Genomic DNA, 16,933 nt, shown 5'->3' on the forward strand with positions numbered 1-16,933 from the left:
TGCAGCCAGATCGCGCCGATCGATATCGCGGGAATATCCCAGCGAGCCGAGCACCATCAATGCGGCGATTTCATGGGCGCTCAACATGGCATGTCTCCCTTGGCAGCGGCCATCGAGTGTTTATTGCCATGCGAACATAGCCGCTGCTAGAGCGTTATTGGGTGCAAACTTGCATCTGGTTGACGACGATCAAGCCGGCCTAGATGCTCCCACGTCATAAGATTACGAGCGTGCACAAAGCTCTCATGCAAGAAGCCATGCCGCTGCGGACACCTCAAAGCATGATTGCCGGGGTTGCACGGGGTGGTCAACGGGCACAGTCGGCGGCAGCTGTCAGCAGGGCAGGCTAATAATGAGGAGTTGCCAACAACCCGATTTGTTCTTGCTAGCTCGGAACTTGTTTTTGAACACAATTTACCAGCGGGGCTGCGCGCTGAAGCGCTACACGCACCATTCATCCGTGGCTGTATGAAGATGGCAGTTAGGAGCGCGACACGGGAGATCCGGCGATCATATTTAATAGAGTTGGTGGACCCGCGTGTGCCGGCATGGCGAGAAAGGGAGCAAGCTCCCTTTTCTGGTTTGGACGTCCCTCGCGGCTTATAGCGCGGCGTCCTTCAGTTTCTTCAAGGGCCGCACCTTCACCTTCACCGATGCAGGCTTGGCCGCGAACCACTGCTCCTGGCCCGTGAAGGGATTCTTGCCGAACCGCTTCTTTGTTGCTGGCACCTGGACGGCAGAAACCTTGAAGAGGCCCGGCAAGGTGAATTCGCCTGCGCCCTTTTTGTGCACTGCGCCCACGATCGTGTTCTCCAGGTGAGCAAGCACGGTCTGAACGGTCTTCTTGTCCAGTTGGGTTTGTTCTACCAAGTGTGCGAGCAGACTGGTCCTATTGAACGTGTCCTTCAGCGGCTTCGCCACTGGGGCGGCTGCTGCATTCTTGGCCGCTGCGGCCTTCTTTGCGGGGGCGGCCGTTTTCTTTGCCGCAGGTTTCGGGGCGGCCATCTTCTTCGTTGCCATAAATCTCCTTAGTTTCTTAGTGCCGGCCTGTGCATGCTGGCCGGATCCATGGAGCTTAGCGAATTCGCCCCGAAGTGCGCAACGGGGTGAATCGCTAACTGTCTGAGCCTGGCATTCCAGGCGGTACTGTCGGTCACGAAGGCTTCGATACTGCTGGCGCAGGCTGGCCTGCCGCTGAGGCGGGTTGGGCCGCCGCATGGTGGCTTCCACGTTTCGGGCCTGGTCGGGCAGCGCTTCACATACAGTAGCCCTGGGGTGGAACCGCGACGGGCTAGTCATCGTGACGCTGCGGGGCGATGCCGCCGAGATATGAGTCGAGCGGGAGGCGAGAGATGCTTGTTCCTGCTGACCGACCGAACCGCTATTGCCGACGGTGGATACCGCCCTCCTGCAGGGGGTGGAACAAGTGCAAAGCCATCCGGACAGTGTGTGCAGCACCTTGCCCGCTCGCCGGCGTTTGATGAGGGCCTACACCATTGCAGCTTGCGCCAACAACAATCAAGCACGGCGCAGCGCATCGCTACTTTCCCATGCGAAGCTTGGATCGTTCCGGATAATCCACCGCAGTCGACGAGAAGCGCGGCCAAGTCGGTGAGGGCGTAGACGGCCAAAGAGAGAGTGGTGACCATGTGCCCCCCTTGTTCAGCTCGTGTATCCAGGAGGTTTTGGCTGGCGAGCATGGCGTACCTGCGCAACGAGGGCCTCCCGGCTGAAGTAGGGTTGGCTGGGCTATGAATTCGTCATGGACGAGGAAGTCGTGCAGATTTACCGGGCGGCGAAGTTGGCTCAGGATCTGACCAAAAGCGGCCTCGGCTTTCGCGTAGACCATGCTACTGTTGCGGTAGAGCGCAATGTTTCACCTTCTATGGAGGCGTTATGGAAACGACTCGGCGTCTGCTGACTGTCGCCTTGCTGGTAGCCCTGCTTCCCGGGGGCGCGGCCAGGGGGCAATCTCAGAACAATGGAAGCGCGGCGTCGGCGATCTCTGAGGCCGTACAGGAAGGTAGCAACCCCTATCGGCCGCCATCCGCGGTCAACCCGGAGAACAAATCGGACGCAAGCTACGAGGAGCAGCGCCGCGCTCGTTGCGACCAACTGCGACGCGACATCGAAGAGACCGATCGGAAGCGCACCTATACGTCCCCTGGCACCGCGACTACCAGTGCGCAAGGGCGGGCCATTCCCAAGCTGGAGCGCGATAAAACATTAAAGCGGTTGCAGCAGAGCTATCGTCAAAATTGCTCCTGATCGGCCCCCCGAGAACCGGACGTCAATACGTCGCGCGAGAGGGAGGCCCTTGGGTATGGCGTCTCCCGGTAATCAATGTTCGTGTCTGGCCGGCGCTAGGTGTCATGATTGGGGGAAGCCCGGCCCCTGCTAGGCAAGAGTGCCTATAGCTATGCTCACCGTTCCGACGGCGCCATGTCCAACTCCGCGAGCCCGACGCTAAAGCGGTTAGCAGCTTCACTGTATTAGCGAATAAAGGTATCGAGCGCGTGGCGGGAGGTGTCGTGTTGTGGGTCATCAGTGTCGACCCGAACGGAACGAACTCCCAGACACCCAGCGTAGGGCGGGGATGGCGTGGACGCGTTAAGTAAAGTGCGCTAAGAATCGGGGGGCGATGAAATTTTCATGGACTCCGACCATGGCCTAAATGACGTAGATGACCCGCTTCTAGGTCATGGTGCGAAGGGGCGTCGATATTTGCAAAGCGTCCGTTTCCTATTTTCAAGCGTGAAAGTCAAAACAAAATTTGTGATCTTATGTGCGCCCCCCGCGCGCCGGCCTATGGTGAAGATTCCTCGTCAAAATCTGCTGGATCCCCTAGGTCGAACACCCGTGCAAAAACAAGGACAACCGGAAGGCTAAAGGTCGGTCATAGGGTCCGCTTTTCGATGGCAATTCTCAGTATGCCGAGAAGGCCAAGGCCACGGGCAGCCCTTCGCCAGTAAAGGTTGCCACGGTGTGCAGTACTGCGGCCATGTGTGAAGTTCATTGCTTGGTCTATCGCCCTAACCGTCTTCGCCCTGTTCAGTCTTGAGCTGTCCTTGTATCATGTCTTCTCAAGAATTTTGAGAATTCTCAATTTGTATGAGATCTACTGAGAAGAATCTTCCCGATCCGTGGCATTTTGCTCGGCCCGAACTGGCGCAGGCGTATCTGAGCGCGTTCGAGCTCGGCCTGTCAGCCGCGCGTGGACTCTTTGCTCGCCGTCGCATGGGAAAGACTGAGTTCCTGCGTCGGGACCTCCTGCCAGCGGCCGTGTCAGGGGGTTACCTGACTGCGTATACGAACCTTTGGGATAACAGGTCCTCCCCGGAAACAGCCCTCGTTGCGGCACTTACCCACGCGCTCGAGCCCAAAGGCGCGGGTGCGCTGATGGCCAGGCTTGGCGCACCGGTCAAGAAGGTAAAGGCGAGTGCCAAGCTGACCGGCGTAGGGGAGGGGACTCTTGAAGCCGAATTGGGGAAGTCGGGCTCGGACCGGACCATCGCACTGCATGAGGTGCTAAAACAAATAGACCGAGCGAAGAAGCCGCTTCTACTTGTCATCGACGAAGCACAGGTGCTTGCCGGAACGGACCACAGCGATTTTGCGCACGCGTTGCGGGCCGCGCTTGATATCCGGAAAGATCGCATCAAGGTGATCTTCGCCGGCAGTTCCGAGACAACGCTGCGCGCAATGTTTGCGCGAGCATCTGAGCCGTTCTATAACTGGGCGCCGCTTGAGCCGTTTCCCCTGCTCGGCGACGAATTTGTCTCCTTCACGGTCAAGCTGCTGAACAGCATGGCGCGCCAGAAGCTCACCCTTGAGCAAGGCAAGCGTGCCTTTGAGGAACTACATCGCACGCCCGAATTCTTCAAACGATTCATTGAGCGGTACATGATGTACCAACCTCAGGGCGAGGCTGCCGCGCTGGCTTACACCAAGGCCTCGGTATTTTCCGATGAGCATTCGCTGGCGCAATGGCGCGATATGAAACCTGCCGACCGCGCCCTCTTGTATCTTCTGGCCCGAGGTGAGTCCGACCTGCATTCCGCGGCGACTTTGGAAAGGCTGGGCAAAATGATTGGCAAGGTAGCGACGCGCAACACTACAGGTCACGCGCTGAGGCGGCTACTAGCGGCAAACCTCGTCACGCGCCTGGCAATGGGGGACTATCGGATCGAAGACGAAGCGTTTGCCGAGTGGATTCGTAATCGGTCAGAACCTGCTGCAGACGCGTGACAAGCGATCGTTAGACAGACATTGCAGTTAGCCTGACGTCCACTTTCAGCTTTCATTCAGAAGCGTAGGGTTTGAGCATCCAGCGATCGGGATGAGGTCGCAGCTATTGCAGTCGACATCGCCACACGCAGGAATCGTTGCTCGAGTGGGGACGGAGCGCCAGGATTGGAGCGAGCCGATAACCGCGTCCCACAAGCTGCGCACCTCTGCCCTTGAAATGCAATCTCGAGGGGCTTGGGCCAAATCGAAAGACATCTCTCCGAGGCTGCTGCTTCCAAAATACATCGTTCTCGAGCCAATGTTTGAGCGCAGTTGCGACACGAATGTCAAGCTCTGTGACGTTGCCTACGTCACGAACGGGCGAAGCGTTGCATGTGGATGGCGCCATGATGGAATCCTTGCGTAGTTAGCGAGTACGTCCAAGCTACCTGGATTCGCGCCAAGTCAAGTTCGGCTAGGCAGCCGATTCACGCGGTTGCTCATTTGCCCTCTTGTCGCCGCAACAGTGCCGTGAGGGTTGGGAAAGGCCAGTCCTCGTCGTCGTATCCGGGCGGCAGGCCCAAGTGGCGATCACCGTCGCCGCATTTGAGCTTGTCCCCGGGAAGGACGACCTCCGTCACCAAAATGCCCGGACGGTCCATCTCGAGCAATAGACGGCAGCAGACCGGGCAATAGCCACGATCTCGCGGCTCATCCTCGCCAAGATCCATGAGGTATTCGTGGATCTGCACCTTGACCCCACATTGACAGATGATCGGTTCGATAAAGTTCATGGACTGGCTCCGGAGGTAGAGTGCTCAGTAAACTGGCTTCGAGCACTGCGGTCCATGGATGATGAACTTTTAGGGTCAAATTGCCATCGCCCGAACAGGGCACGAACTAATCTGTCAGGTCAGCATTGGTGCTTGCAGACGCCGCAGGCTAGCAGATAACGCTCAGTTGAGTTCGATCACGCCGTGTTGCTATCGCTAGGGTTTGGGTTTGGTTGGATGCGCGCCGGCAACCCAGGCGGCATAGCCACCAACCAGATATGTTGCGTCGAAACCTACGGCTTCCAGTAGGGCGGCGCAGTTTTGACTGACCTCCATTCCATGGACGCAGTACAGAACGATGGACCGTTGGGCGTCAAGCGTCGTAATCCACTCGGCGAGATGCTCTGGATCCCGCCACTCCGATTCAGGGATCATGCCGTCGCTAGCTTCAAATGCTGGCTGGCGGCGAACGTCGATAACATATGGCGAGTTGGATTGCGTAAGCGCCCGAGCGAGGGCGTGAGGGTAGGTGGCATTAGGCATAATGCTCCGCCTTCGGTATCAGTCAATGCCGCAACAATGGGTAGACTAACAGACCGATCAGCGCCGCACCCGCGACGATCATCGGTTCGGACAGTTTCTTGAACCGCAACAGCAGCACGACGGCGGCCAAGGCCAGCAGCGCCGTCGGCAGGTCGATGATCGAGCGCCTGGCCAGCACGATCACGGCGCCGGTGATGGCGCCGATGGCGGCTGCGGTGACGCCGTCCACGAACGCCAGGATGGCCGGCAGCCGGCCGTACTTCTTGAAGTACGGCGCCGGTAGCACGGTGAACAGGTAGCAGGGCAGGAAGGTGGCCCCCGCCGCCACGCAGGCGCCGGGCAGCCCCGCCACGAGATAGCCGATGAATCCCACGGTGATCACCACCGGCCCCGGGGTAATCATGGCCACGGCCACCGCGTCGACAAACTGCTTGTCGTTCAGCCACTGGTGCTCGGTCACCACGCCGCCATACAGGAACGGGACGATGGCAAGGCCCGAGCCGAACACGAACGCGCCCGCCTTGGCAAAGAACACGCCGACCTGCGCCAGCAGCGGCCAGTCGACGTAGCCCAGCGCCCCGGCGGCCGCCGGCACCGGCACCGCCGCCATGGCGTGCAGGCTGCCGCGCCGCAGCCAGCGCGGCGGCGCGCGCCAGAACCAGACCAGGACGCCGGCGGCCAGGAACATCCACGCCATCTCCGATTCGGTGACCACCGTGACGACGGCCAGCACGAGGTAGATCGCCCATAGCAGCCAGTCGGTCCCCACGCTCTTGCGGGTCAGCTTGTAGGCGCTGATGGCGATGATGCCGATCACGGCGGCGCCCACGCCGTAGAACACTGCCTGCATCCACGCCAAGCCGTTAAACCGCACGTACGCCCAGCCCAGCGCCAGCACCATCAGGAACGATGGCAGAACGAACGCGATGCCCACCAGCGTGGCGCCCGTGACGCGGTAGTGCACATAGCCCAAATAGATCGCAAGCTGCGCCGCGAGCGGGCCCGGCGCCAGTTGCGCCAGCGCCAGCCCTTCGCGGTAGTCGGCATCGGACACCCAGCCGCGCTGCTCCACGAGGTCGCGGTGCATGTAGCCGGCCAGCGCCACGGGCCCGCCGAAGCCCAGCGCGCCCAGCCGCAGGAAGTACAGCACGAGCTGCTGCAGCGTGTAGCGCGGCAACTCGCGTTCGGGCGGCGGCGGAACAACCACATTGGACGGGGGCGTCGGGAGCATGGTCGAGATAAGGTTTCGGGGTTAAAAGGTGTGCCGACAGTCCCGTTAGCGCAGGCGGGGACGAGCGAAGTGGGCGTACAGCGAGTCGAGGACCCGACCGATTTCGTCAAGCAGCGCCGTGTCGTCGGACAATCGTTCGCGTGCGCCGGCCAACACGGCCTCGAAACCGCTGGCCTCCGCCACAGGGATGCCGCCGACGTCGAGTGCATGCACCATCTGCCCGATGCGGGACAACGCCCGGTCCTCGTCAAGGCCAAAGCTGGACACCAGTACCTCGAACGTGACCCGGTCGCCGATGTGCGTGAATGTGGCACCGTCGAAATCGAACCCGAGCGCGTCTGCAGGGCAGTCCCGGACATCTTCCAGCCACAGGAACGTGGCGTGTGGATCGATATGCCGCAGAATCAGCCAGGCACTGGCCACGCGGTCTACCCACAGGTGGCGCCGGGTCGCCCAATGCCGGCCCTGGTACTGCCCCGGGTCGCGGCGCGGAGTGCTGCCGCGCGCGCCCTGAGGCTCTCCCGGGGACAGCAGGCGGTCGATGGCACCATGGAAGTCGCGCCAGTGGGCGTCAGCGCGTCGGGATGCCGCATCGGGGAAGTAGTCGATCCGGCGGATGGCTTCGAGCGATCGGGCGTACCGGCGCGCCAGACGCAGCAGTTCTGCCTCGTCGGCGTCGCCGATGGCGGCCCGGGCCGTAGCAAGCTCCTGCGTCCACGTCGCGTAGTCGCTGGTCCGGTCGAACAGTGCGCGATAGCTACTTTCCTGCTCCATGTCCGTGGCGTAGACCGACAGCACCCAGACTCTGCCATCCTCCCCCGCAGCATCGGCGGCCAGGGCCTGCAAGGCATCCTGGAGTCCGGGGAGGTCAGGCAGCAAGTAGACGCCGTCACGTAATGCGGCGGCGCCCAATGCCTTGACGCCGCGCCAGAGGCGCATGCGGGCGGTAGCGGCCGACGTCGGCAGGCTGACGACGAGTAGCCGCCATGCCTGCGAATTGGATAGCGAATTCATGCCCACAGGTTACGGGCCTGTAGTGGCCTCTGCAACCGTGTAGAGCTCGCTACAAAAATGATTCATCCGGCGTAACGGCCGGTCGCCCGCCTCACCCTATTTCACCGCGAACCGCACTGTCACCGTCTTCCCGTCGGCAAACGTTACCGTGGCCACGGCCTTGGCGCCGGATGGCAGCGCGATGGGGTCGCGGGCCACCAGGGCGTTTTCCCGGGACGGCACCAGCGCGGTTTCCTTCTTGTCCGCGCCAGCCAGCACGGTCAGCTTGCCGGCGGCGCCTGCAACCGGCTTTCTACTGTCGTGATCGTCGACATACAGGCTGACCTGGCCGTCCTTGCCGACCAGTTCGAACTGCAGGTCGCTGGCGGTCTGGACCACACCGCCGTACTGCGCCGGCCTGGCACCGTGCGCGTGGACCAGGCTAGCCGAGCCGAGCATGGCAGCGGCGGCGATGGCAATGGCGATCAAGTTTTTCATCGGAATGCTCCTGGAAATGGGCGACTTGCGAGGGCGTCGCCGCTGGACCCTGTGATTTCAGTACGGCGCCTGGCCGCCTTCGCGGACCATCCGCTCGATCGGCTCGCGGCCAAAGCGCCACACGATGACGGGTGTCAGCACTGCGTCTAGTAGCGTGGAACTGAGCAGTCCGCCAAAGATGACCACGGCTACCGGATGCAGAATTTCCTTGCCGGGTGCGTCGGCCGAGACCAGCAGCGGCACCAGCGCGAAGGCGGCCACCAGCGCGGTCATCAGCACCGGCGTGAGCCGCTCGAGCGACCCGCGCACCAGCATCGGGATGCCGAAGGGCTCGCCTTCGAACCGGCACAGGTTGATGTAGTGGCTGACCTTGAGAATGCCGTTGCGCGTGGCGATGCCCGTCAGCGTGATGAAGCCCACCATCGACGCCACCGACAGCGTCAGGCCGCCGATCCACATCGCCGCCACGCTGCCGATCAGCGCCAGCGGTATGTTGGCCATGATCGCCAGCGCCAGCCGGTGCGAGCGGTAGCGCGAGTACAGCACCAGGTAGATCAACGCCAGCGACCCCAGAGCCAGCAGCGCGATCAGCCGGCTAGCCTGCTCCTGGGCCTGGAACTGGCCCTCCACGCTCACGAAGTAGCCGCCCGGCAGTCCCGCGCCGGCGATGGCCGTGCGCACCCCGCCGATGATGCGCGACATGTCGGTGCCGTCGGTATTGGCGTACACGACGATGCGGCGCCGGCCGTTCTCGCGGCCCACCTGGTTCGGGCCGTCGGACGTCTCGACCGTGGCGATGGCCGACAGTGGCACAGGGCCGCGCGGCGACTGCAGCATGACGCGGGCCAGGTCCTGCGGTGTCCGGCCGGCATCGGGGAGCCGCACCACCAGGTCGAACCGCTTGACGCCCTCGATCACCTGCGACACCCGCGTGCCGTCGGCCAGCGTCTGCAGCGCGCCCAGCGCGTCGCCCGGGGCGATGCCGTACTGTGTCGCGCGGCGATAGTCGAGCCGGACGTTGACCTGCGGGATCAGCACCTGCTTCTCGACCGAAATGTCGACCAGCCCGGGGACGCCCGTCAGCCGGCTGCGCAGCGTTTCGGCCAGCCCGCGCAGCGTGTCTAGGTCGTCACCATAGATTTTGAGCGCGATCTGGGCGCGCACACCCGAGAGCAAGTGGTCGAGCCGGTGCGAGATGGGCTGGCCGATGGCCACAGACGCCGGCAGCGTCGCCAGTTGCGCGCGGATCGCGGCCATCACCGCCTCGCGGCTGCGACCCGCGCGCCGCAGGTCGACGTCGATCTCGGACGAATGCACGCCTTCGGCATGCTCGTCCAGCTCGGCCCGGCCCGTGCGGCGGCCCACTTGCACCACTTCCGGCACCTGGCGTATCAGCGTCTCGGCCAGCGCGCCCATGCGGTTGGCCTCCGCCAGCGACGTGCCGGGCTGGAGCAGCAGTGACATCACGAGTGATCCTTCGTTGAAGCTGGGCAGGAATGCGCGCGGCAGATAAGGCACCGTGGCGGCGGCCAGCAGCACGGCCGCCCCGCCCGCGGCCAGCACCAGCCGCGTGCGCGGGAAGGCCCAGTCCAGCAGCCGCATCTCGGCGCGCTTAAGCCAGCGCACCAGCGGGCTGTCGGGATGGTCCAGGCGCTGCATGCCGGGCAGCAGGTAGAACGACAGCACCGGCGTCACCGTCATCGACACCAGCATCGACGCGAGAACGGAGACGATGTAGGCAATGCCCAGCGGCGCGAACAGCCGGCCCTCGATGCCCGGCAGCGCGAACAGCGGCACGAACACCAGCACCACGATCAGCGTGGCATAGACGATGCCGGAACGGACCTCGACGGACGCGCGCCAGATCACGTCCAGCACGGGCGGCGGGGCGTCCATGGCGCGGCGCTGCCGGAGCCGGCGCAGGATATTCTCGACGTCGACCACGGCGTCGTCGACGAGCTCACCGATGGCGATGGCAAGCCCGCCCAGCGTCATCACGTTGATCGACTGGCCGAGCAGGTGGAATGCCAGCGCCGTCACCGTCAGCGACAGCGGGATGGCGATCAGCGAGATCGCCGTCGTGCGCGCGCTGAGCAGGAAGGCGAAAAGCACGATGGCCACCATGATGGCTCCGTCGCGCAGCGCATCCACCACGTTGTCGATCGACGCCTCGATGAAGTCGGCCTGCCGGAACAGGATTTGCGGTGCGGCCAGGCCGGCCGGCAGCCCCTGCTTTAGCTCGCCCAGCGCGCGTTCCAGTTCGCGCGTGAGTTGCACCGTGTCGGCGGCGGGCTGTTTCTGGACGCTGACGATCACGGCCGGCTGGCCGTTGAATCCGGCGTCGCCGCGCTTGATGGCGGCCGCATGGCGTACCGACGCCACCTGTTCGAGCAGGATCGGCGCGTTGTCGCGGTAACCCACGGCCAGCCCGCGCAGGTCCTCCAGCCGCGTAGTGCGGCCCAGGTTGCGGATCAGGTACTCGCGCCCGTTCAGGTCGATGAATCCGCCGCTGGTGTTGGCCGCGAAGTCGCGCAGCGCACGGGCGACGTCGGCCAGCGCCACGCCGAACTGGGCCATGCGCGCCGTGTACGGCTCCACGCGGAGCTGGCGCACTTCGCCGCCGATCGGGATCACCTGCGCGACGCCCGGCACCGACAGCAGCCGGGGCCGCAGCACGAAATCGGCATACTCGCGCGCCACCATCGGGCTAACCTTCGCCACGTCGATGGGCAGCGCGACGAGCATGATCTCGCCCATGATCGACGACACCGGCCCCAGGATCGGCGTGAGCCCGCCCGGCAACTGCTCGCGGACCAGCGCCAGCCGTTCCGACACGAGTTGGCGGTTGCGGTACACGTCGCTGCCCCAGTCGAACTCGGCGTAGACGATCGACAACCCCACGCCCGACACCGACCGCACACGGGTGACGCCTGGCATGCCGTTCAGCGCCGTCTCGATGGGGAACGAGACCAGCAGCTCCACTTCCTGCGGCGCCATGCCGCCGGCCTCGGTGATCACGGTCACCAACGGCTTGTTGAGATCGGGAAAAACGTCGATGGGCGTGCGCCAGGCCATGAACGACCCGTACGCCATCAGCATGGCTGCCACGGCCAACACCAGCAGCCGGTTGCCCAGGCTCGCGCGAACGATCCAGTTGAACATGGCGTGCCCCTACCGGATCTGGTTGATCAGGGCCGCGCCGCGTACGACCACACGGTTCTCCGGCGACAGGCCGCGCGTTACCACCACCGTCTTTGCGTCGAGCGTGCGCACTTCCACCGGCTGCGCGATGAAGCGCTGCGCGCCTGACTTGATCCAGACCACCGGTTCGTTGTTCGGATTGTGTACCACGGCCTCGCTGGGCAGCGCGATGCCGGGCATCACGTCGGACAGCCGCGCCACCACCGTGACCGGCTGGCCTACCGCGAGCGTGGCCGAGCCATCGGCCAGGCGGAACGTCAGCGGCACGGCGCCGTTGCGCAGGCTGCGGCCGGCGCCGATAAAGACGAGCTGGCCGCCGGTGGCCAGCACGCCGTCGCGGATGCGGCCGGCCAGCGCGGCATCGGGGCTTTGCGCCTCCACCATCAGGCGGTGTGGGTCGACGATCTCGAACAGCGTGTCCTGCGCGGCCACCACCTGGCCGGCCACGGCGTTGGCCGACGCGATCACACCATCGGCCGGCGCGCGCAGCGTGTCGGTGGGATGCAGGCTCGTTGCCACGGCCGCACGCTGGCCGGCCAAGCTCTGCACGTCGGCGCGCGCGGCGTCGACGTCCTTGCGCGGGATGCTGTCCTGCAGCGATTCCAGCCGGGCCAGCCGCTGCCGCGCCAGCTGCAGGTTGGCTGTCAGCGTGGCGAGCTGGGCCTGCTGGTTGCCGATGTCGAACGGCTCGTTCTTGTGCCGCAGCACGGCCAGCGGCTGGCCCTTGGTCACGCGCTGGCCCAGCACCGGAAAGCCGTCGCGCGGCGCTTCGATCCAGCCCGGATGGCCGGCCTGCACGCGGCCGCCCGCGTTGGGATCGATCACCACCGCGGCATTGAGTGGCACGGTCTGCGGATGCTCGCCCGCCTGCGGCAAGGCGGTACGGATGGCCATGCGGCGCTGGGCCAGCTTGGGCACCTGTACGCTGCCGTCGGGCAGGCGTGCGAGGCCGGTGGCCGGGGCGGGCGCGCCCGGCGCGTCCAAGTGTTCGCCCCCGGGGCCATGGGCGCCCGGCGCTGCCCCGGCGTGCAGGGGATAGCCGGCCAGCAGCGTGGCGAGGGTGACGAGGGCAAGCAGCAGCAAAGTCTTGTACATGGTCGCGTAGCCTTCTTCAGCGAGGAGTGCGGCGGCGGCGCAGGCGCCAGGCGGTCACGGCGGCCGCCAGCACCGCGAGGCCCGCCAGCACGGCGGCGGCCAGCTTGCCGGCATGCCATTGGCCGCGCGCGTCGGTGTCGGGGGGCGTGCGCAGCGCGCCTTCGATCAGGTCCGTGTCGTGGCCGGTCACCAGCGTGAACACGAGCACGTGTTCGCCCGGCTGGCGCAGCGCAGCCAGCAGTTTCGGATCGGCAAAGGAGAAATCGCCGATGTCGGCGTGGAGCCGGGCTTGCGCCTTGATCGGCCCGAGCTCCACTTCCAGCGTGCCGGTGGTGACGGGCTCGTTGGTGTCGTAGCGGTCGACCAGCACGGAAAACTCGTCGGCGTGCAGCGTGCCGACCAGCTCGAAGCCCTCGGTGCTGGCCTCGATGCCGGGCCGCGCGGCGCCCGCCGGCACACCGGCCGCGGGCGCGTCCAGATGCTCGCCGTTGGGGCCGTGGGCGCCCGGGCCGGCCAGGGCAGGGTGGCTCAGGGCCGCGCAGAGGCAGAGCGCGGCAAGACAGGTTCGGATCATGGCAGTACTCCCAGTGCCTGGTTCAAGTTGGCGATGGCAAAGCCGCGTCGCGCGCGGATACGGGCCAGTTCCAGGTCGGCGTCCAGCGCCTGGTTCTGCGCGCGCAGGACCTCGGCCAGGCCGATCTCGCCCGCGTCGAACGTCTTGCGCAGCAGCGCGGCGCGCTCGGCCAGCGTGGCGCTGCGCTCAGAGACAAGGGCCAGTTGCTGCTCGGCCAGCGCCAGCGACTGCCGCGCGGCATCGATGTCGGACTGCACCACGCGCTCGGTCCGGTCGCGCTCGGCCCGCGCGGTCATTAGTTCGGTCTGCGCGGCGGTCTCGCGGGGCAGGTTGCGGGCATCGGTGGCAAACGGAAAACGCACGAAGACGCCGACGGTCTGGTCGCTGGGCAAGCCGCCGCCCGCCGCGTCGCGGCGGTAGGTCACGCCAACTTCGGGCGCATCGCGGCGGGATGTCCGCAGGTAGCCCACCTGGCGCTCGCCGCGCTCCACGGCGCGCCAGGCCGCCTCAATGCGCGGATGCGGCGCGCCGGGCAGGTCCGGCGCGGGGCGTTCGTCGTAGTGCTGCGGCAGGCCCTGCACGCCGGTGGCCTGCAGCAGCCGGGCGCGCATCTCGATCACGCGCGCCTCGTTCTCGGTCAGCAGTGCGCGGCTGGCTAGCAGGTCCTGCTCCGCGAACAGCAGGTCGGTGCGGGCCAAGTCGCCGGCGCTCACGCGGCCCCGCACGTCGTCGCGCAGGCGCTGGGCAACGCCCACGCGGCGGCGGGCCACGTCGCCCTCGGCCTCGGCGGCAGCCAGTTGCCAGACCCGCTCGCGGACTTCGGCGGCCACGGCAAGCTGGCCCAGCAGCATCGCGGACTCGGCCTCGGCGGCCTGGGCATCGGCCAGAGCGCCGCGTGCGCTGCGCTGTCCCGGCAACCAGACCGGCACGCCCAGCGACACCTCGGTCTCGCGCACGCCGCGCCGGTCGGTAAGCTGGTCGCCCCGGTGGCGCAGGTCCACGGCGGGCGATCCCGCGATCAGCGCGTCGGCCTGCACCCGGCTGGCGGCGGCTTCCTGGCGCCGGCCGGCAGCGGCCTGCATGGAGACCGACCGCTCCCATGCGGCCTCGAACAGCGCGTGCAGATCCGTCGCCGGTGTTTGCGCGCAAACGTCGGCCAGCATCGCGCACGATGCGGCCAGCAATACAAGTAACTTCTGCATGACTTCCCCAAACGCCTAGGCTCGACCAGCGTCGCGGCGGGGCACCGTGCCTGAGCGGCACGGCGAGCAGGAATGGCTAACGCCCCGCCGTCAGGCGGGTGCGTGAGGCGGACGTAAGGGAGGACTTGTGGCCGGGTGCGGCACTGCGCGGCCGGCAAAGACGGGCGCGGGCTGGCGGCAATCCAGCAGTGGCGGGAACGCCACCGTCATCAGCGTGCCGGGCAGATTGGACATCAGGTCGAAGGCGAGCTGATGCGTGGCGGACGACAGCGAGTCGTCTTGTTCGACGCTGCCATCGTCGTCATGATGGTGCGGCACGTGTTCGGCGTGCGCGACGAGGTGGTCGATGGTGTCGCCGGCCAGATGACCGAGTTGCCGCTCCGCCGCGGCAAACGCCTGCAGCGGAAGGACCAGCATCATCAAGATGGCAACGATTCGCGACATGGGCGCGATTCTACATCACCGATTCGGTATCCGGCACCAATCACCCAAGCCTTCCAGGGAGGAGGATCGGTTCTTAGGGCAATGCCCATTTTGTCACGGCCGTTGCAAGCACAGTCGGAATATCAGTGGGGAGCGACATTGAGCCGGCGACGGCAAGAGAGAGGATTGACTAGCTGCTGGGCGTCTAATCGCACAATTTTTCAGCGGGATGCGTGATCTTCCTGTTTCACTGCAGTAGATACTCTGAGCCGCTGATGATCCTCGCGCGCCGCAGGTCCGGGCGTTCCGTCTCTGGCTTGCGGCTTGACGAATGTGATCTGGCCGGCTCGTTCCAACACCACCTTCCACTGGCGGTCCCAGCCGGGCGCGTGCATGCTGGCGCGTGCATTGGCGTCGAGGTCCTCGTCGCTCAACATGGCGCGCTTGCGCGCATGGCGGTTCTCCATGCCGTCGAAGACCAGCACGATTGGCCGGCCACCGACGATTCGGTCGAAGGCTGGCCACCGAGCCGACAGCATGCTGATTGCGCGATGCATGAAGACAAGTACTGCCGCCCCGGCCAGCGTACCGAGCATGGGGCTTGCTCCGACCACCGCGCGCGACAGGATCGCGCCCAGCAGCAGCATTATGCACAGGTCGAACGCGGTCTTCTGCGCGAACGTGCGTCGACCAGCCACCCGTAGCAGCACCCACGCGGCCATAAACACGAGCGCGGCCCGCGCGGCCATCTGGTACCAGGCCAGTTCCTCGCCCCTGCCGAAGACGGCCTGCATGGCCGCCTGGATGCCATCTGCAACCACGGCCGATTTACCCCTTGATCGATCGGGGATCATGCCCGAACGAGTTGCGCGAGCGGATCTGGCCGTCGCGGCCATGGATGAACAGCTCCGACTGGTTGCGCCGGGCGATCTCCATGGCGGCCTCGATGGCGTCCTCCTGCGTGGCGAACAGCTTGCGGCCCGCCGGGGTCTTCGCCTCTTCCACGGCCCAGCCCTCGGGGGCAGGGACCACGTGTACGTCCTTGTTCATAGGTCACCATCTGGTGGTTGTCACATAGCGTACTTATTCACCCAAAGCGACCTGCGGGGTAGTCGGCCAAAGTCTGACAACCGTGTAGGCCAAATGGCGATCGAGAAGGATCGGCTCACAATCTATGGCGTCACCGGTATCGTGGCGGCGATACGGGCAACAGTCCTATTGCTAACGAGACCCAGCGTCGCGCTGACCGTAACGGCGGCGATCCCACGGATCAATAGGCGCCGGCAGTAAGTGTTTCGGAGAGTCCTTGGACTTATGTTGTCCGCTTCGTGTCCAATCGCGTGGCATGCTTCGCGCACTATCTTGCCGAGACTCATGTCGGTTATCGGGGTTCCCGCGCGTGTTAGTGCAAAAAGCAGATCGCTCTCGGCTTTCCATTTGCGCCGGGCGGCAGCCCAGGCGGTAAGGGGTTCAAGGGCAAAGGGCTCCACATGCACCGTTCGGGCATCCTTGGGCCGCCGTGCGGGTACGTGGAGATATGGAGGGGCCGCATCAAGATGTAGATCGCGACCTCTAGCGCCGCGGCCCTCGTTGGCAGTGACACCAGTCCCGAGAAAAAAGGCGACTATTGCTCGTTTCTGGAGTTTCGCTGGGTCCTCGTTCGGTGCTGGCTGCACAAATTCCTGCAGCGCCAAATCCATCTCTTGGCTAAGGAAATAAACGTCCGGATCTGTGAGGGGCCATTGGTGGCTTGAGGCCAGTTCGCCGGCCGGATTTGAGTCGCGAACGCCGATGGTGACGAGATGTCTGCACAGACGGTCGATGAGCTTGAGGTAGCGCATGCGCGTTGCCGCAGAGTAGTGGACCGCCTCCCCATCGAGCCAGAACCCGTCTAAAACGTCAGAGCCAAAACTGGTCACCGTAGCACCGCGGCCGATCAAGTATCGATGGAATCGATCGAACATGGCTCGATGCTGGATGATCGATCGAGGGGAGAACGGACGGCGGTCCGCGCCAACGGCTTCGCCATCCTGCCAGTCGGCGTAGGCGCGAGCAGGATCCGATAACCACAGTCTATCCATCTTTGAATTTATATACTGAAATTGACCGACCTCACAAACAAATCGTCGCTTCGCGCCGACATTTGCATTCAAGCAAGGGCCGGCGAACTATG

17 protein-coding genes are annotated in these 16,933 nt (G+C 64.8%); 3 read left to right on the forward strand and 14 right to left on the reverse strand.

Annotated features, from left to right (window positions below):
• Positions 1-600: 600 nt before the first annotated feature.
• Entirely contained in the window at positions 601-1,020 is a 420-nt protein-coding gene (locus EHF44_RS27150) for an HU family DNA-binding protein (protein ID WP_124686879.1), read from the reverse strand.
• Between the two features lie 742 nt (positions 1,021-1,762).
• On the opposite strand from EHF44_RS27150, the gene EHF44_RS28515 reads away from it, so the two are divergent.
• The 3 genes from EHF44_RS28515 (at position 1,763) to EHF44_RS27160 (ending at position 4,248) form a co-directional block, all read left to right on the forward strand.
• Positions 1,763-1,921 (forward strand): hypothetical protein, encoded by a 159-nt coding sequence (locus tag EHF44_RS28515; RefSeq protein WP_172966216.1) that lies wholly within the window; start codon positions 1,763-1,765, stop codon positions 1,919-1,921.
• On the forward strand, positions 1,897-2,268 hold the full coding sequence (locus EHF44_RS27155) for a hypothetical protein (RefSeq protein ID WP_124686880.1): 372 nt from the start codon (positions 1,897-1,899) through the stop codon (positions 2,266-2,268). The genes EHF44_RS28515 and EHF44_RS27155 overlap by 25 nt, the downstream gene beginning before the upstream one ends.
• Before the next feature lie 843 nt (positions 2,269-3,111).
• Entirely contained in the window at positions 3,112-4,248 is a 1,137-nt protein-coding gene (locus EHF44_RS27160) for a hypothetical protein (protein ID WP_124686881.1), read from the forward strand.
• A 479-nt stretch (positions 4,249-4,727) separates the two neighbouring features.
• On the opposite strand, the gene EHF44_RS27165 is transcribed toward EHF44_RS27160, so the two are convergent.
• From EHF44_RS27165 to EHF44_RS27225, 13 genes are all read right to left on the reverse strand, one after another.
• Positions 4,728-5,021, reverse strand: coding sequence for a hypothetical protein (locus EHF44_RS27165; RefSeq protein ID WP_124686882.1), 294 nt, complete (start codon positions 5,019-5,021; stop codon positions 4,728-4,730).
• A 195-nt stretch (positions 5,022-5,216) separates the two neighbouring features.
• Positions 5,217-5,543: a rhodanese family chromate resistance protein ChrE gene (chrE, locus tag EHF44_RS27170; RefSeq protein ID WP_124686883.1), complete on the reverse strand. Its 327-nt coding sequence runs from the start codon at positions 5,541-5,543 to the stop codon at positions 5,217-5,219.
• Positions 5,544-5,565: 22 nt separating this feature from the next.
• Positions 5,566-6,774 carry a chromate transporter gene (locus EHF44_RS27175; RefSeq protein ID WP_124686884.1) on the reverse strand — a complete coding sequence of 403 codons (1,209 nt, stop codon included), beginning with the start codon at positions 6,772-6,774 and terminating at the stop codon, positions 5,566-5,568.
• Positions 6,775-6,819: 45 nt separating this feature from the next.
• Entirely contained in the window at positions 6,820-7,788 is a 969-nt protein-coding gene (locus tag EHF44_RS27180) for a chromate resistance protein ChrB domain-containing protein (protein ID WP_124686885.1), read from the reverse strand.
• Positions 7,789-7,884: 96 nt separating this feature from the next.
• Positions 7,885-8,265, reverse strand: coding sequence for a hypothetical protein (locus tag EHF44_RS27185; protein WP_124686886.1), 381 nt, complete (start codon positions 8,263-8,265; stop codon positions 7,885-7,887).
• A 57-nt stretch (positions 8,266-8,322) separates the two neighbouring features.
• Positions 8,323-11,427, reverse strand: a complete 3,105-nt coding sequence (locus EHF44_RS27190) for an efflux RND transporter permease subunit (protein ID WP_124686887.1) — start codon at positions 11,425-11,427, stop codon at positions 8,323-8,325.
• A 9-nt stretch (positions 11,428-11,436) separates the two neighbouring features.
• Positions 11,437-12,561 (reverse strand): efflux RND transporter periplasmic adaptor subunit, encoded by a 1,125-nt coding sequence (locus EHF44_RS27195; RefSeq protein ID WP_124686888.1) that lies wholly within the window; start codon positions 12,559-12,561, stop codon positions 11,437-11,439.
• A gap of 16 nt (positions 12,562-12,577) precedes the next feature.
• Positions 12,578-13,135 (reverse strand): hypothetical protein, encoded by a 558-nt coding sequence (locus tag EHF44_RS27200; RefSeq protein ID WP_124686889.1) that lies wholly within the window; start codon positions 13,133-13,135, stop codon positions 12,578-12,580.
• Complete coding sequence (locus EHF44_RS27205; protein ID WP_124686890.1) at positions 13,132-14,337, reverse strand: TolC family protein; 1,206 nt, start codon at positions 14,335-14,337, stop codon at positions 13,132-13,134. Before EHF44_RS27205 ends, EHF44_RS27200 begins: the two co-directional genes overlap by 4 nt.
• Before the next feature lie 90 nt (positions 14,338-14,427).
• Positions 14,428-14,781 (reverse strand): hypothetical protein, encoded by a 354-nt coding sequence (locus EHF44_RS27210; RefSeq protein ID WP_124686891.1) that lies wholly within the window; start codon positions 14,779-14,781, stop codon positions 14,428-14,430.
• Between the two features lie 200 nt (positions 14,782-14,981).
• Positions 14,982-15,614, reverse strand: coding sequence for a DUF421 domain-containing protein (locus tag EHF44_RS27215; protein ID WP_172966217.1), 633 nt, complete (start codon positions 15,612-15,614; stop codon positions 14,982-14,984).
• Positions 15,589-15,810, reverse strand: coding sequence for a DUF2188 domain-containing protein (locus EHF44_RS27220; RefSeq protein WP_124686893.1), 222 nt, complete (start codon positions 15,808-15,810; stop codon positions 15,589-15,591). The genes EHF44_RS27215 and EHF44_RS27220 overlap by 26 nt, the downstream gene beginning before the upstream one ends.
• A gap of 122 nt (positions 15,811-15,932) precedes the next feature.
• A complete protein-coding gene (locus tag EHF44_RS27225) occupies positions 15,933-16,913 on the reverse strand; it encodes a tyrosine-type recombinase/integrase (protein WP_253700488.1) in 981 nt (326 codons plus the stop codon).
• Positions 16,914-16,933: the final 20 nt, after the last annotated feature.

The organism is Cupriavidus pauculus, assembly GCF_003854935.1.
Classification (GTDB): Bacteria; Pseudomonadota; Gammaproteobacteria; order Burkholderiales; family Burkholderiaceae; genus Cupriavidus; species Cupriavidus pauculus_C.

What these genes read in the sequence shown, in the direction of transcription:
- EHF44_RS27215 (WP_172966217.1), bottom strand. Translation starts at nt 15,614, where the DNA reads ATGATCCCCGATCGATCAAGGGGTAAATCGGCCGTGGTTGCAGATGGC.
- EHF44_RS27155 (WP_124686880.1), top strand. Translation starts at nt 1,897, where the DNA reads ATGGAAACGACTCGGCGTCTGCTGACTGTCGCCTTGCTGGTAGCCCTG.
- EHF44_RS27200 (WP_124686889.1), bottom strand. Translation starts at nt 13,135, where the DNA reads ATGATCCGAACCTGTCTTGCCGCGCTCTGCCTCTGCGCGGCCCTGAGC.
- EHF44_RS27185 (WP_124686886.1), bottom strand. Translation starts at nt 8,265, where the DNA reads ATGAAAAACTTGATCGCCATTGCCATCGCCGCCGCTGCCATGCTCGGC.
- EHF44_RS27210 (WP_124686891.1), bottom strand. Translation starts at nt 14,781, where the DNA reads ATGTCGCGAATCGTTGCCATCTTGATGATGCTGGTCCTTCCGCTGCAG.
- EHF44_RS27205 (WP_124686890.1), bottom strand. Translation starts at nt 14,337, where the DNA reads ATGCAGAAGTTACTTGTATTGCTGGCCGCATCGTGCGCGATGCTGGCC.
- EHF44_RS27165 (WP_124686882.1), bottom strand. Translation starts at nt 5,021, where the DNA reads ATGAACTTTATCGAACCGATCATCTGTCAATGTGGGGTCAAGGTGCAG.
- EHF44_RS27195 (WP_124686888.1), bottom strand. Translation starts at nt 12,561, where the DNA reads ATGTACAAGACTTTGCTGCTGCTTGCCCTCGTCACCCTCGCCACGCTG.
- EHF44_RS27180 (WP_124686885.1), bottom strand. Translation starts at nt 7,788, where the DNA reads ATGAATTCGCTATCCAATTCGCAGGCATGGCGGCTACTCGTCGTCAGC.
- EHF44_RS27175 (WP_124686884.1), bottom strand. Translation starts at nt 6,774, where the DNA reads ATGCTCCCGACGCCCCCGTCCAATGTGGTTGTTCCGCCGCCGCCCGAA.
- EHF44_RS28515 (WP_172966216.1), top strand. Translation starts at nt 1,763, where the DNA reads ATGGACGAGGAAGTCGTGCAGATTTACCGGGCGGCGAAGTTGGCTCAG.
- EHF44_RS27160 (WP_124686881.1), top strand. Translation starts at nt 3,112, where the DNA reads ATGAGATCTACTGAGAAGAATCTTCCCGATCCGTGGCATTTTGCTCGG.
- EHF44_RS27150 (WP_124686879.1), bottom strand. Translation starts at nt 1,020, where the DNA reads ATGGCAACGAAGAAGATGGCCGCCCCGAAACCTGCGGCAAAGAAAACG.
- chrE (WP_124686883.1), bottom strand. Translation starts at nt 5,543, where the DNA reads ATGCCTAATGCCACCTACCCTCACGCCCTCGCTCGGGCGCTTACGCAA.
- EHF44_RS27220 (WP_124686893.1), bottom strand. Translation starts at nt 15,810, where the DNA reads ATGAACAAGGACGTACACGTGGTCCCTGCCCCCGAGGGCTGGGCCGTG.
- EHF44_RS27190 (WP_124686887.1), bottom strand. Translation starts at nt 11,427, where the DNA reads ATGTTCAACTGGATCGTTCGCGCGAGCCTGGGCAACCGGCTGCTGGTG.